Source organism: Micrococcus sp. iso_26 (assembly GCF_056172975.1).
This window is the reverse complement of record NZ_CM149652.1, coordinates 1011078-1024608: the sequence shown is the minus strand read 5'-3', so window position 1 is coordinate 1024608 and position 13531 is coordinate 1011078. Positions and strand designations below refer to the sequence as shown.

At 73.7% G+C, this 13531-nt stretch carries 12 protein-coding genes, 1 tRNA gene and 1 pseudogene; 2 read left to right on the top strand and 12 right to left on the bottom strand.

All coding sequences use genetic code 11. The features are described from left to right. Nucleotides 1–26: 26 nt before the first annotated feature. The gene (locus tag AC0VX0_RS04760; protein WP_475432746.1) at nucleotides 27–1157 is read left to right on the top strand and encodes an oxidoreductase; all 1131 of its coding nucleotides are present in this window, start codon (nucleotides 27–29) and stop codon (nucleotides 1155–1157) included. Nucleotides 1158–1243: 86 nt separating this feature from the next. Here the strand turns inward: AC0VX0_RS04760 and AC0VX0_RS04755 are convergent. From AC0VX0_RS04755 to AC0VX0_RS04705, 11 genes and pseudogenes are all read right to left on the bottom strand, one after another. Next, nucleotides 1244–1319 (bottom strand) — tRNA-Ala (locus AC0VX0_RS04755). Between the two features lie 121 nt (nucleotides 1320–1440). Beyond that, nucleotides 1441–2106 (bottom strand): histidine phosphatase family protein, encoded by a 666-nt coding sequence (locus AC0VX0_RS04750; protein ID WP_036316944.1) that lies wholly within the window; start codon nucleotides 2104–2106, stop codon nucleotides 1441–1443. 12 nt (nucleotides 2107–2118) lie between these two features. Next, nucleotides 2119–2544 carry a ribosome silencing factor gene (gene rsfS, locus AC0VX0_RS04745; protein ID WP_036316941.1) on the bottom strand — a complete coding sequence of 142 codons (426 nt, stop codon included), beginning with the start codon at nucleotides 2542–2544 and terminating at the stop codon, nucleotides 2119–2121. Then, the gene (nadD, locus tag AC0VX0_RS04740) at nucleotides 2541–3188 is read right to left on the bottom strand and encodes a nicotinate-nucleotide adenylyltransferase (RefSeq protein ID WP_036316939.1); all 648 of its coding nucleotides are present in this window, start codon (nucleotides 3186–3188) and stop codon (nucleotides 2541–2543) included. Before nadD ends, rsfS begins: the two co-directional genes overlap by 4 nt. 74 nt (nucleotides 3189–3262) lie before the next feature. Continuing rightward, nucleotides 3263–3487, bottom strand: coding sequence for a hypothetical protein (locus AC0VX0_RS04735; protein WP_036316935.1), 225 nt, complete (start codon nucleotides 3485–3487; stop codon nucleotides 3263–3265). Nucleotides 3488–3566: 79 nt separating this feature from the next. Continuing rightward, entirely contained in the window at nucleotides 3567–4916 is a 1350-nt protein-coding gene (locus tag AC0VX0_RS04730; protein ID WP_036316932.1) for a glutamate-5-semialdehyde dehydrogenase, read from the bottom strand. A gap of 73 nt (nucleotides 4917–4989) precedes the next feature. Continuing rightward, nucleotides 4990–6195: a glutamate 5-kinase gene (gene proB, locus AC0VX0_RS04725; protein ID WP_036316929.1), complete on the bottom strand. Its 1206-nt coding sequence runs from the start codon at nucleotides 6193–6195 to the stop codon at nucleotides 4990–4992. 30 nt (nucleotides 6196–6225) lie between these two features. Then, nucleotides 6226–7746 (bottom strand): annotated as a pseudogene (gene obgE / locus AC0VX0_RS04720) (GTPase ObgE); the annotation flags it as partial. Between the two features lie 169 nt (nucleotides 7747–7915). Further along, on the bottom strand, nucleotides 7916–8173 hold the full coding sequence (gene rpmA, locus AC0VX0_RS04715) for a 50S ribosomal protein L27 (protein ID WP_002853915.1): 258 nt from the start codon (nucleotides 8171–8173) through the stop codon (nucleotides 7916–7918). 51 nt (nucleotides 8174–8224) lie between these two features. Further along, nucleotides 8225–8530 (bottom strand): 50S ribosomal protein L21, encoded by a 306-nt coding sequence (gene rplU, locus AC0VX0_RS04710; protein WP_002853919.1) that lies wholly within the window; start codon nucleotides 8528–8530, stop codon nucleotides 8225–8227. Nucleotides 8531–8762: 232 nt separating this feature from the next. Continuing rightward, complete coding sequence (locus AC0VX0_RS04705; RefSeq protein WP_230297497.1) at nucleotides 8763–11939, bottom strand: Rne/Rng family ribonuclease; 3177 nt, start codon at nucleotides 11937–11939, stop codon at nucleotides 8763–8765. 397 nt (nucleotides 11940–12336) lie between these two features. On the opposite strand from AC0VX0_RS04705, the gene AC0VX0_RS04700 reads away from it, so the two are divergent. Beyond that, on the top strand, nucleotides 12337–12996 hold the full coding sequence (locus AC0VX0_RS04700) for a vitamin K epoxide reductase family protein (protein ID WP_036316920.1): 660 nt from the start codon (nucleotides 12337–12339) through the stop codon (nucleotides 12994–12996). 86 nt (nucleotides 12997–13082) lie between these two features. Here AC0VX0_RS04700 and ndk read toward each other — a convergent pair whose 3' ends face one another. After that, complete coding sequence (ndk, locus tag AC0VX0_RS04695; protein ID WP_012750845.1) at nucleotides 13083–13505, bottom strand: nucleoside-diphosphate kinase; 423 nt, start codon at nucleotides 13503–13505, stop codon at nucleotides 13083–13085. Nucleotides 13506–13531 lie beyond the last annotated feature (26 nt).

Sequence of the window (13531 nt, the reverse complement as noted above, 5' to 3'; positions counted from 1 at the left end):
CCCGCCGCCAGCCCAGGAGGTCCTGCATGTCCCCCACCGACGCACCGATCCGCACCGCGCTGATCGGCTACGGGTTCGCCGGGAAGACGTTCCACGTCCCCCTGCTCCACGCCACGGAGGGACTCGCTCTCACCCATGTCGTCTCGAGCCGCCCGGACGCGGTGCACGCGGACCTGCCGGACGTCGTCGTGGTGCCTGACGTGGACGCGCTCCTGGCGTGCCACGACGTGGACCTCGTGGTGATCGCCGCCCCGAACGACCAACACGCGCCGCTCGCGCGCACGGCCCTGAGGGCGGGTAGGCACGTGGTGGTGGACAAGCCGTTCACGCTGAGTCTCGCCGAGGCGCGGGAGCTGCGCGACCTCGCGGCCGAGACGGGGCGGGTGCTGCGGGTGTTCCAGAACCGCCGCTTCGACAGCGACTTCCTGGGCATCGCCGAGCTGGTCCGCTCCGGCCGGCTCGGGGACGTCGTCCACCTCGAGTCCCGGATCGACCGTTTCCGCCCGACCGTCCGGGACCGCTGGCGGGAAGCCGCGGTGCCCGGGGGCGGCATCTGGTTCGACCTCGGCCCGCACCTGGTCGACCAGGCGCTCCTGCTCTTCGGTGTCCCCGATCGCGTGGACGCCAACCTCGCGGTCCTGCGTCCGGGCGCCCCGGTCGAGGACTGGGCGCACTGCGTGCTGCAGTACCCGGGCCGGCGCGTCGTCCTGCAGGCGTCGATGCTCGTGGCCGGCGGCAGCCCGCGCTTCGCGGTCCACGGGACGCGCGGCTCCGCGGTGAAGGAACTGCCGGATCAGCAGGAGGCGCAGCTGCGCGCGGGTCTGCTCCCCGGCGCCGAGGGCTGGGGCGTCGACCCGGACCCGATCCTCCTGCACGACGTGGAGGGGAACATCGAGCGCGTCCCTGCGCCGACCGGAGCCCAGCAGCGGTCCTACACGGGCGTGCGCAACGCGATCCTGGGCCGCCCGGGCAGCGACGCCGCCACCCCCGACCAGGCCGTCGCCGTGATGGCGGTGCTCGAGGCCGCCGTCGCCTCGGCGCGGGAGGGCCGTGCGGTGGAACCCGCACTCACGGCGGTGGAGCGCGCCGCGTTCCCGGGCGTGTCCCCCGCACCGACCGCGGCGGAGCGACATCACCGCAGTGCAGAACCGCGGTGATGTCGCGGGGCGGCGGTCGCCTCCCGGCCCCGCACGGGAGTCCGACGACGACGAAGGCCCGGTCCGTACGGACCGGGCCTCCTGACTGGTGGAGGTAAGGGGATTCGAACCCCTGACCTTCTGCATGCCATGCAGACGCGCTACCAACTGCGCCATACCCCCAGATGTGGGCGTCGCCCGCGATGTTCACGCGCCGTTTCCGGCCCGTTCGCCTCGCTGGCAACTCGACCAGCGTACACGGTCCCCGCGCGGGCACCAAATCGGCGTCCGGGCCGAGGCGCCCTCAGATGTTGTAGCCCTCGAAGGTCCAGTCGCCCCAGCCCTCGGCCCCGGTGTCGGCAGTGAACGCGCCCTGCAGCACGGCGGCGCGAGCGTTGCCGATCCGTTCCATCGCCGCGAAGGCCTCGCCCTCGTGACGCAGGAGCAGCCCCGTGGCCGCGCGGATCAGCGCACCGTGGGCCACGACGAGCAGAGTCTGGGCACCACCGTCGCGCGGAGTGTCTGCCCAGTGCGGGGGCACGTGTCCGCGCAGCGCACGCAGGGCCCGCTCGCCGCCCCCGCGCAGGGTCTCCCCGCCCACGGGGCCGGCGTCGAGAGCCGGCTCGGGCCGCCAGAGGCGGTGCTCGTCCGGCCAGCGTTCCGCGATGGAACTGAGCTCCAGGCCCTCCCACTCTCCCCCGGCCAGCTCCATCAGCTCCGGGTCGACGGCCACGGACGCCGCGCCCACCCGGGCTTGGAGGACGATCTCGGCCGTGCGCCGCGCCCGGGCCAGCGGGGAGCACACGGCCACGAGCTCCTCCGCGTCCTCGATCAGGTCGCCCACGGGCCCGCCGGCGGCGCGACGCGCCTGGCCCTCCCCCTCGGCGTTCAGCTCGATGTCCGTGTGCCCCTGGTACCGGTCCAGGGCGTTCCAGTCGGTCTCGCCGTGTCGCAGCAGGATCAGGCGCATCTCCCGGCCCGCTCAGGAGGCGTGCGAGGCGGAGGCGCCGTCGTCCTGGGTGGCCGCGTCCGGTCGGGTGCTCTCCTCCGGCAGGCCGAGGTCGATCGCCGGGGTGTCCTTCCACAGGCGGTCCAGCGCGTAGAACTCGCGGTCCTCGCGATGCTGGACGTGCACCACGAAGTGTCCGTAGTCGAGCAGCACCCAGTGGCCGTCGGACCGGCCCTCGCGACGCAACGGCTTGAGCTGCTCGTCCTTCAGCAGCGCCTCCTCGACGCCGTCGACGATCGCGTTGACCTGACGCTCCGAGGCGCCGGAGGCGATCAGGAAGGCGTCGGTGAGGCCGAGCCGCTCGGCGACGTCGAACGCGACGATGTGCGTGCCGAGCTTGTCCGCGGCGGCGGCCGCGGCGGTGGTGAGGGCGTCCAGGGTGGTCTGGGGAACGGTCACGAGGTCTCCTCTTCCGAGACGTAGAGGTGGTGCTTGGCGATGTATTGGACGACGCCGTCCGGGACGAGATACCAGACGGGCCGGCCCCGGCGGACGCGCTCCCGGCAGTCCGTGGAGGAGATCGCCATGGCGGGGATCTCCATCAGGGAGACGTCGGCGCCCAGGCCCATGTCCGAGAGGTCGTGGCCGGGACGGGTGACACCGACGAAGTGCGCCAGGTCCCAGAGTTCGTCCACGTCCTTCCACGTGAGGATCTGGCCCATGGCGTCCGCGCCGGTGATGAAGAACAGCTCGGCGTCCGGGTGCAGGCGGCGCAGGTCCCGCAGCGTGTCCACGGTGTAGGTCACGCCGGGGCGGTCGATGTCCACGCGGGAGACGGTGAACCGGGGGTTGGAGGCGGTGGCCACCACGGTCATGAGGTAGCGGTCCTCGGCCGGGGAGACCTGCCGGTCCGACTTCTGCCACGGCTGGCCCGTGGGGACGAAGACGACCTCGTCCAGCTCGAACTCGGCGGCCACCTCGGAGGCGGCCACGAGGTGCCCGTGGTGGATCGGGTCGAAGGTGCCGCCCATGATGCCGAGGCGACGACGGTGCGCGCCCCCGGCGGTGGGCGCGGGGACGGGTGTGCGGGAGGCGACGGTCATGCGCTCAGGAGACGAACGGACGGCCCGCCGCGTCGCCCCCGGCGGAGGCGGCGACGCGGCGGGCCGGTGAGACGTCAGTGACCGGAGGTGTGCGAGCCGCGGCCGGTGCCGTGGTGCTGGACCGCGGTGGTGGGCTCGGGCAGGCGCAGCGCGCGGGAGCGCATGGACATGGTGGCGGCCAGGGCGGCCATCAGCAGCGCGAAGACGAGCAGGCCGTACCAGATGGGGTCCATCGGCAGCTCGTTGACGACGTGGTGGCCCTCCTCGGCGGCGGCCAGGATCAGGGAGGTGTTCAGCATGGATGCTCCTCGGTGCAGCGGGTCAGACGGCCGGGCCGGGGCCGGGCCGAAGGGGTCCTGGTGTCCATCGTAGCCCGGCTCAGCGGCGGATCTGCCCGTCGCCGCGCAGGATCCACTTGGTGGTCGTGAGCTCCTCCAGGCCCATGGGCCCGCGGGCGTGCATCTTCTGGGTGGAGATGCCCACTTCGGCGCCGAGGCCGAGCTCGCCGCCGTCGGTGAAGCGCGTGGACGCGTTCACGATGACGGCCGCGGCGTCCACCTCGGTGATGAACCGCTCGGCCGCGGCCAGGTCGTTCGTGACGATGGCCTCGGTGTGGCCCGTGGACCACCGGCCGATGTGCTCGATCGCCTGGTCGAGGGAGTCCACGACGCGCACGGCCATCTCCATGTCCAGGTACTCGGTGCCCCAGTCCTCCTCGGTGGCGTCCACGGCGTCCCGGGCGTGGTCGCCGCGGTCGGCGAGCGTGGGCAGCCAGGCCCGCGCGGCCTCGTCCACGTGCAGCAGCACGCCGGCACGGGTGAGGGCGCGCAGCACTTCTCGGCCCACCTCCTCCGCGTCCCGGTGGAGCAGCAGGGTCTCGGCCGCATTGCACACGGAGGTGCGGTGGGTCTTCGAGTTGAGCACGATGTCCACCGCCATCTGCTTGGGTGCGGAGGCGTCCACGTACAGGTGCACGTTGCCCTCACCCGTCTCGATCACGGGCACCCGGGCCTCACGGACCACGCGCTGGATCAGCTCACGGCCGCCGCGCGGGACGAGGACGTCCACCGCGCCACGGGCGGCCATCAGGGCGGCGACGCCAGGACGTCCGAGGTCGTCGATGCCCTGGATGATGTTGGGGTCGAAGCCCTGGTCCACGAGCGCCTCCCGCAGCACCTGGATCAGGACCGCATTGGTGGACTCCGCGGCCGAGCCGCCGCGCAGGATCACGCCGTTGCCCGACTTCAGGGCGATGCCGGCGATGTCCACCGTGACGTTCGGACGGGCCTCGTACACGGCGCCCACGACGCCCAGGGGCACCCGCACCTGGCTCATCCGCACGCCGTTGGGCAGCGGGCCGCCGCGGACCACGGTGCCCACGGGGTCCGGCAGGCCGGCCAGGGTCTCCAGGGCGAGGGCCAGCGCCTCGACGCGCGCCTCGTCCAGCTTGAGGCGGTCCAGCATGGCCGCCGAGGTGCCGGCCTCGCGGCCGCGGCTGCGGTCCTCGCGGTTGGCCGTGATGATCGCGGCCGCGTTGGCGCGCAGGGCCTCGGCCATGTGGCGCAGGACGGCGTCCTTGCGGACGCGGCCGGCGGTGGCCAGCTCGGGCACGGCCTGACGCGCCCACTCGGCCCGTTGGCGGACGGCCTCCTCGACCTCGGGCGTCGGCGCCTCGGCGTCCTGGCGGCCGGACTGATCCTGGGGTGCGGTGCTCTCGGTGGTCTGCATGCCCCCAGCCTATCGAGCGCCCCGGACGAGGCACGAGGCCCCGGTCCGTCGCCGCGGCCGGAGCCCGTGCCGGTCAGCGCTGCGGCGGAGCCAGGCGCACCCAGTCGTCGGCGTGCACGACGACGCCGTCGTAGCCCGCGCCCAGGTCCTCGCGGAGGTCGGCGGTCGTCCGCCCGAGCATGGCGGGCAGCTGCGACGAGGAGTACTGCACGAGGCCGCGCGCCCGCACCCGGCCGTGCGCGTCCACGATCTCGACGACGTCGCCCGGCGTGAAGTCGCCCGTGCAGCCGGTGATGCCCGCGGCCAGCAGGGAGCGGCCGCGGTCGATCGCCCCGGCCACCGCGCCGTCGTCGATGACGAGCCGGCCCCGGACCTCCGCCGTGAGGCCGAGCCACGCCGCGCGCGCGGACCGGCGGCGGCCGGTGGCGGAGAACCACGTGCCCACGTCCTCCCCCGCGAACGCGGCGCCCGCGTTCGCGGCCGAGGTGAGCAGGGTCGGGATGCCGGTGGTGGCCGCGATGCCGGCCGCGTCCACCTTGGTCACCATGCCGCCCGTGCCCACGCCCGCGGAACCGGGCACGCGCACGTCGACGCCGGCCAGATCGTCGTCCGAGGTGACCTCCGGGATGCGCCGTGCGTCCGGGTTCGAGGGGTGGCCCGTGTAGAGGGCGTCCACGTCCGAGAGCAGGACCAGCAGGTCCGCCTTGCAGAGGTTGGCGGTGAGGGCCGCGAGGCGGTCGTTGTCACCGAAGCGGATCTCGCGCGTGGCCACGGCGTCGTTCTCGTTCACGATCGGCATCACGTCGAGCGTGAGCAGCCGCGACAGAGCGCGGTGCGCGTTCGTGTACTGGGTGCGCCGCATGAGCTCCTCGGCGGTCAGCAGCACCTGGGCCACCTCGGTGTCGTGCCGGCCGAAGCTCGTGGTGTAGTGCGCCATGAGCTTGCTCTGTCCGACCGCCGCCGAGGCCTGCTGGGTGGCGGTGTCCTTGGGGCGTCGGCCCAGCCCGAGGTGGGGGAAGCCGGCCGCGACGGCACCGGAGGACACGAGCACCACCTGGGTGCCCTTCTGCCGCTCAGCGGCGAGGACGTCCACGAGGCGGTCGATGGCCTCCACGTCCAGGCCGTCCGGGGTGGTCAACGAGGACGAGCCGATCTTCACGACCACCCGGCGTGCGGCCTGCATCGTCTCCCGCGAGGTCACGGGGTTGGCCCGCGGGTCCTCGGAGCCGCGCGTGGCGGGGGTCGGATAGCGGGTGACGACGGTGCGCCGCACGGACATGGATCATCCCTCTCGATCGTCGGTGCCGTTCCACAGGCCGGAGCGTCGCTCGGCCTCCATCTCGGCCCGGGTCGCCGCACGGGCGGCGCGCCGGGCATCCTGCTCGGCGCGCTTCTCCGCGCGGGTCGCGCGGGTGCGCTCGTCGAGCCGCAGGTCGGTGCCCCGGGGCCCGGCGAGCAGCTCGGCCCCCGCGGACAGCGTGGGCTCCCAGTCGAAGACGACGCCCGTGACGTCGTCGCCGATCACGACGGCGTCGCCCGGCTTCGCACCGGCCTTGAACAGGCCGTCCTCGACGCCGGCCCGCTGGAGCCGGTCCGCAAGGTAGCCGATCGCCTCGTCGTTCTGGAAGTCCGTCTGGGCGACCCACCGCTCGGGCTTCTCGCCGCGCACGCGGAACAGCGGCTCGAGGTTGCGCTCCTCGCGGCGGATCGTGAATTCGGCCCGCTCGCCACGGCGGCGATGCCGGCGCGGCACCTCGACGGGCGCGGCCGGCACGGGCTCGACCACCCGGGAACGGGCCTCGGCCACGAGCTCGGCCATGGCGTACTTGAGGGCGTCCAGGCCCTCGCGGGCCAGCGCGGAGATGTCGAAGACCCGCAGGCCGCGGCCCTCGAGCTCGTCGCGGACCATGTCCGCCATCGCGGCGCCGTCGGGCAGGTCGGTCTTGTTCAGGGCGATGAGGCGGGGCCGCTCGTTCAGCGGCACGACGCCCTCCCCGCCCTGGGAGAAGACGGGCTCCACCGCGTAGGCCTCGAGCTCGGCCTCGATGGCCTCGAAGTCGGCGATCGGGTCCCGGTCGGACTCGAGGCTGCCGCAGTCGAGGACGTGCACGAGCGCGGCGCAGCGCTCCACGTGGCGCAGGAACTCCAGGCCGAGGCCGCGGCCCTCCGAGGCGCCGGGGATCAGGCCCGGGACGTCGGCCACGGTGAAGCGCACGTCGCCGGCCTGCACGACCCCGAGGTTGGGCACGAGCGTGGTGAACGGGTAGTCCGCGATCTTGGGGCGGGCCGCAGACAGGGCCGCGATGAGGGAGGACTTGCCGGCCGAGGGGAAGCCCACGAGCGCGACGTCCGCCACGGTCTTGATCTCGAGCGTCAGGTCCCGGCTCTCCCCCGGCAGGCCGAGCAGCGCGAAGCCGGGCGCCTTGCGCTTCACCGAGGCCAGGGCCGCGTTGCCGAGGCCGCCCTGACCGCCGGCGGCAGCCACGTAGGTCGCGCCCTCCCCCACGAGATCGGCCACGATGTTGCCCTGCTCGTCCTTGACTACCGTGCCGTCCGGCACGGGGAGCACGAGCGACTGGCCGTTCTTGCCCTCGCGGTGGTCTCCCATGCCCGGCTGGCCGTTCTCGGCGGACCTGTGCGGGGCGTGGTGGTAGTCCAGCAGCGTGGTGGTCTGCGAGTCCACCACGAGGGTGATGTCGCCGCCGTCGCCCCCGTCGCCGCCGTCGGGGCCACCCAGGGGCTTGAACTTCTCGCGATGCACGGAGACGCACCCGTGCCCGCCGTTGCCGGCGGTGAGGTGGAGGACCACGCGGTCCACGAAGGCTGCCATGGGAGTGCTCCTAGGGGCTGGAGGGATCGGACTCAGACGGCCCAGGGGCCGGAGACGCCGACGGCGGGGGCGGGTCCGGTGGATGCCGGGCCCGCCCCCGCCGGGGCGTCAGGGGGTGCGGGTGTCCTCGCCGGGCGAGGGTCCGCACGCAGACCGCACGAGTGTCAGATCACTCCGCGGCGGGGACGATGTCCACGACCTTGCGGCCGCGGCGCTGGCCGAAGGCCACGGAGCCCGCGGACAGCGCGAAGAGGGTGTCGTCCTTGCCGCGGCCGACGTTGCGGCCCGGGTGGAACTTGGTGCCACGCTGGCGGACGATGATCTCGCCGGCGTTAACGTCCTCGCCGCCGTAGCGCTTGACGCCGAGGTACTGCGGGTTCGAATCGCGGCCGTTCTTCGAGGAACTGCCGGCCTTCTTATGTGCCATTGCTGTTGCCTAACCTCTCGGATGCTCGGTTTCGCTGGTGCCGGTGACGGCTCAGGCGATCCCGGTGATCTTGACCGTGGACAGCTCAGAGCGGTGGCCCTGGCGCTTCTTGTAGCCGGTCTTGTTCTTGTACTTCATGATGACGACCTTCTTGCCACGGGAGTGGGAGACGACCTCGGCGGTCACCTTCACACCGGCGGCATCGGCGCCAGCCTTGACCTCGTCCCCGTCCACCAGCATCAGAGCGGGCAGCTCGACGGAGCCACCGGTCTCAGCGGGAACGCGGTCAAGGGTAACGAGGTCTCCGACGGAAACCTTCTCCTGGCGGCCGCCAGCGCGGACAATCGCGTACACCACTTGGGACTCACTTCTCTCGACGTTTCAATGGATCAGATCGGGTTCTGCTCGCCCGCACCTCGACCGCGGCTGCGTCCGGGTCCGGCGGTCCCTCACCGGGACATGCGGGAGCGTGCGGGCGGTGAACACCGATGGTCCAGCATACTCGCTGCCGGGCGTCCGGACCAAACAGAGGCGTGTCGGCGCGTCGCCGCCGCCCGGGGCAGACCCGGGACGGCGGCACCGACGACGGTCAGCGGCCGCGACGGGCCAGGTCGGCGGCCTTCACGCCGACGCCGAGCATCACCGGGGCGGCACCCTGCGGCTCGGCGGGGGTGGACGCTTCGGCCACGGCCGCGGTGAAGCGGCCGCCCTGGGCGCCGCCGGGCGCGGCCTGGACCTGGACGTGGACGCCGTCGGACGACACGGCGCGACGCGAGCGCCGGCGCGGCGATCCGGGCGCCGGGGCCGCCTGGGCCTCGGCCGGGGCGTCCGCGGCGGACGCCTGTTCCGCGTCCGCCGCGGGCTCCGCCGTCGGGTCGGTCGCCGCAGGCTCCACCATCACGGCCTCCTCGACGGCGGCCGGGGCGGCGGGCTGCTCGTGGACCTCGGTGGCGTCCGTGGACTCCTCGGGCGAGGGCTCGGTGGCCTCCACCGGAGCCGCGTCCGTGCGGTCGGCCGTCCGCTCGGCGGACGCGTCCGCACCGGCGGCCGTACGGACGACACCGTCGCTCGAGGCCCGGCGGGACCGGCGGCGCCGGGGCGCCGGGGCATCCTCGGCGGGCACCGGCTCCGATGCGTCCTCCGCGGGCGCGGCCGCCGAGGACTCGGCGTCCGCGGCGTCGTGTCGCGACGGCGTGGCGCGCTCCGCGCCCTGGTCCTCGGCGTCGGTCTCGGTCGAGGCCGCCTCGCCGTCCCGCCGGGACCGCCCACGGCCACCCCGGCGACGCCGGGACCGGCGGGGACGGTCGTCCTGCGCCTCCGCGTCCTCCGGGGACTCGGCCTCGGCGACGGCGGCCACGGCCTCCTCGGCCTGCGCGACCGGGTCCTGGTGCTCGGGGACCTCGGAGGCGGCCGGCTCGGCGGCCTCCTCCTCGGTCTGACGGGGCTGATCGGCGGACGCGGCGGTGCCGTCGTCGTGCGACCGCGCGGCATCCTCGGAGCCCGCGGCCTCGGCGCCGGTGTCCGCCGACTCCTCGGTGCGGCCCCGGCCACGGCGGCGGCCCCGACGACGCCGGCGACGCGGCGTCTCCTCCTCGTCCGTCCCGGCCGGCTGCCCGGCCTCCGCGGGCCCGGCCGACGCGGCCTCGACGGCCTCGGCCGCGGAGTCCTCGGCGGGGGCGGACTCCTGCTCGGCGGGGGCGGACTCCTGGGCGGGGGTCTCGTCCTCGGCCACCTTGCCGGAGGCCTTCGCGATCGAGTGCAGGGCGACCCGGGCGGCCTCGGCCCGCTCACGGCGCTGCCGCTCGTCCTCGGAGTCGACGTGCTCGGCGCCCGTCGTCGTGGCCGCGGCGGCGTGGGCGTGCTCGCCCTCGCCGTTGCCCCGGCGCCGGCGACGACGGCGGCCCTCCGCTTCGCCGCGCTGCTCACCGCCGGAGCGGCCCCGCTCGACGGGGGTGTCCTTGATGATGATGCCGCGGCCGGCGCAGTGCTCGCAGGTCTCCGAGAACACCTCCACGAGCCCGGTGCCCATGCGCTTGCGCGTCATCTGGACCAGGCCGAGCGAGGTCACCTCGGCGACCTGGTGCTTCGTGCGGTCCCGGCCCAGGCACTCCACGAGACGGCGCAGCACGAGGTCGCGGTTGGCCTCGAGCACCATGTCGATGAAGTCGATGACGATGATGCCGCCGATGTCCCGCAGGCGCAGCTGCCGGACGATCTCCTCGGCGGCCTCGAGGTTGTTCTTGGTGACGGTCTCCTCGAGGTTGCCGCCGGAGCCCGTGAACTTGCCGGTGTTCACGTCCACCACGGTCATGGCCTCGGTGCGGTCGATCACGAGCGAGCCGCCGGAGGGCAGGTACACCTTGCGCTCGAGCGCCTTGTGGAGCTGCTCGTCCACGCGGTGGGTGGCGTACAGGTCCTCGCCGTCGTGGTCCTCCGGCACCCAGTGGTGCAGACGGTCCAGCAGGTGCGGGGCCACGTAGGTCACGTAGGCCTCGATGTTGTCCCACGTGGCCTCGCCCTGCACGAGCATGGCGGAGAAGTCCTCGTTGAAGACGTCGCGGACCGTCTTGATGGTCAGGTCCGGCTCGGCGTAGAGCAGCTCGGGGGCGAGCACCTTGGTGCCGGACGCCTTCTCCTGGATGCCCTCCCACTGGGCGCGCAGACGGTTGATGTCGTTCTGCAGCTCCTGCTCGGAGGTGCCCTCGGCCGCGGTGCGCACGATCACGCCGGCGTCCTGCGGCAGGTGGTCCTTGAGGATCTTCTTCAGACGCGAGCGCTCCACGTCCGGCAGCTTGCGGGAGATGCCGGTCATCGAGCCTCCCGGCACGTACACGAGGTAGCGGCCGGGCAGGGAGACCTGGCTGGTCAGACGGGCGCCCTTGTGGCCCACCGGGTCCTTGGTGACCTGGACGAGCACGGTGTCGCCGGACTTGAGCGCGTTCTCGATCTTCCTCGGCTTGCCGTCCAGCTGGGCGGCGTCCCAGTTGACCTCGCCCGCGTAGAGCACGGCGTTGCGTCCGCGGCCGATGTCCACGAACGCGGCCTCCATGGACGGCAGCACGTTCTGGACCTTGCCCAGGTACACGTTGCCGATCATCGAGTCCTGCGTGGTGTGCGAGACGAAGTGCTCGGCCAGCACGCCGTCCTCGAGCACGGCGATCTGGATGCGCTGGTCGCGCTGGCGCACCAGCATCTTGCGGTCCACGGCCTCGCGGCGGGCCAGGAACTCGGCCTCGGTGATCACGGTGCGGCGACGCCCGCCCGAGCGGGAGTCGCGGCGGCGCTGGCGCTTCGCCTCGAGCCGGGTGGAGCCCTTGACGCTCTGGACGGTGTCCGAGGCGGTGCCGACGGCCTGGCGCGGCGCGCGCACGCGGGTGACGGTGTGCTCGGGATCGCCGGCCTCGCCGCCGTCGAGCTCCATGTCCACCTCGCCGCGGCGGCGTCGGCGGCGCCGCCGGGAGACCACGGCGCCCTCGGCCCGGTCCTCGGACTCTCCGGCGTCCTCGTCCTCGGAGCGCTGCCGGGACGTGGTCTCGGTGCGCAGGACCTCGATCAGGTTCGCCGGCACGGCGAACGGGTCGGTCGGGTCGACCTGCAGCGTCGGCGCGCTCGGCTCCTCGGCCGGGTCCGCGGCGTCGTCGGACGCGGCGGTCCGCTCCGGCTCCGCCCCGTCGGCGGTGTCCGCCGCGGTCTGCGTCACGGCCTGCTCGGCCGTCTCCTCCACGCGTTCGTCTGCGCGGGTCGTGTCCTCGTTGTTGGCCGCCATGGCAGCACCTCCCGCCGACCGACGACGCCACACTCGCCGCCGCCCGGCGTGTCCGCGTCCGCCGCCGGCCGCGTTGCCCCGGGCGCCGTGCGCCACGGGTGCGCCGGGAGGCGGACTCCGAGAAGTCATCGGGTGGACCGCGTCGACCGTCAGGGCCCGGCGCGGAACCGCTGCGCCCTCGAGATCGGGGCCTGGGCGTCACGTGCCGTCCGCCGGCCGGCGCACGGACGCACACGGGCGAGGCCCGGCGTCCACCTCCCGCACGATGCTCGACGCGGGGGCGCCTCGGCGGCGGCCCGACGTCGGGCGCGCAGCGGGCTGCCCCGCGGTGTGGCCACGGGACGGCCAGGGCCGATTGTCTCACATCCGCCCCGGGCACGCGCCTAGAATCGTGTCCATGCCTGCGACCCCGCCGACGGACGACGTCCGCCTCTCCCCTGCCGACGACGTCCCCGCCGAGGAGGCCCGGCTCACCTGGTACGCCCGGCCCGCGGGCATGGCGGCGCTGCTGCTGATCACCTCGCTCGTGGCGCTGACGGCGACGATCGTCATCATCGTCGAGCGCGCCCTCCTCACCGCGGACCCGACGCACCGCACGTCCTGCGACCTCAACCCGTGGGTGTCCTGCGGCCAGGTGATGCAGTCGTGGCAGGCCCACACCTTCGGCTTCCCGAACACGTACATCGGCGTGGTCGCGTTCTCCGTGCTCATCACCGTGGCGGTGTCCCTGCTCGCCGGCGCCCGCTTCGCCCGCTGGTACTGGCTGCTGATGAACGCGGGGATCCTGGCGGGCTTCGCATTCTGCGTGTGGCTCTGGTACTCGGCCGTCTACAGCATCGGCACGCTCTGCCTCTACTGCATGATCGTGTGGGCCATGGTCATCGCCCAGCTCGTGCTTGTGACGTCCCGGAACCTGCAGACCGGCACGCTGCCGGCCCCGGCCGGTCTCGTCCGCCTCGCCCGGGAGCTGGCCTGGCCCGTGATCGTGCTCCTCTACGTCCTGGTGTTCGCCTCGATCCTGCTGGAACTGGGCCTCGGGGTCGTCGGGATCGACTGAGCCTAAGCTCCCCCACCGGACACGACGACGGCGGCCGGTCACCCCACCAGGGTGACCGGCCGCCGTCGTGCGGGCCCGGACCGGGCTCAGCCGAACCAGATCGCGAGCTCGCGCTCGGCCGAGAGGGTCGAGTCCGAACCGTGGACGAGGTTCTTCTGGACGGCCTCGCCCCAGTCCCGGCCCAGGTCGCCGCGGATGGTGCCCGGGGCGGCCACGGTGGGATCGGTCTTGCCGGCCAGCGAGCGGAAGCCCTCGATCACCGAGTCGCCCGTGACGCGCGCGGCCACCACGGGGCCGGAGGCCATGAACGCGACCAGCGGCTCGAAGAACGGCTTGCCCTGGTGCTCCTCGTAGTGCCGCTCCAGCATGGCGCGGGTGGGCGTGAGCATCTTCAGATCGGCGATCACGTAGCCCTTGCGCTCGATGCGCGCGAGGATCTCGCCGACCAGGTTGCGGGCCACCCCGTCCGGCTTGATGAGGACGAGGGTCTCTTCGGTGTGGTGCGTCATGGGGTGTGCTCCTAGCGTCGTCGGAC

Bases quoted from the DNA above. Each gene is read 5' to 3' on its own strand.
- AC0VX0_RS04760 (WP_475432746.1), top strand. From the start codon at position 27: ATGTCCCCCACCGACGCACCGATCCGCACCGCGCTGATCGGCTACGGG.
- AC0VX0_RS04750 (WP_036316944.1), bottom strand. From the start codon at position 2,106: ATGCGCCTGATCCTGCTGCGACACGGCGAGACCGACTGGAACGCCCTG.
- nadD (WP_036316939.1), bottom strand. From the start codon at position 3,188: ATGACCGTCGCCTCCCGCACACCCGTCCCCGCGCCCACCGCCGGGGGC.
- AC0VX0_RS04735 (WP_036316935.1), bottom strand. From the start codon at position 3,487: ATGCTGAACACCTCCCTGATCCTGGCCGCCGCCGAGGAGGGCCACCAC.
- AC0VX0_RS04730 (WP_036316932.1), bottom strand. From the start codon at position 4,916: ATGCAGACCACCGAGAGCACCGCACCCCAGGATCAGTCCGGCCGCCAG.
- proB (WP_036316929.1), bottom strand. From the start codon at position 6,195: ATGTCCGTGCGGCGCACCGTCGTCACCCGCTATCCGACCCCCGCCACG.
- rpmA (WP_002853915.1), bottom strand. From the start codon at position 8,173: ATGGCACATAAGAAGGCCGGCAGTTCCTCGAAGAACGGCCGCGATTCG.
- AC0VX0_RS04705 (WP_230297497.1), bottom strand. From the start codon at position 11,939: ATGGCGGCCAACAACGAGGACACGACCCGCGCAGACGAACGCGTGGAG.
- AC0VX0_RS04700 (WP_036316920.1), top strand. From the start codon at position 12,337: ATGCCTGCGACCCCGCCGACGGACGACGTCCGCCTCTCCCCTGCCGAC.
- ndk (WP_012750845.1), bottom strand. From the start codon at position 13,505: ATGACGCACCACACCGAAGAGACCCTCGTCCTCATCAAGCCGGACGGG.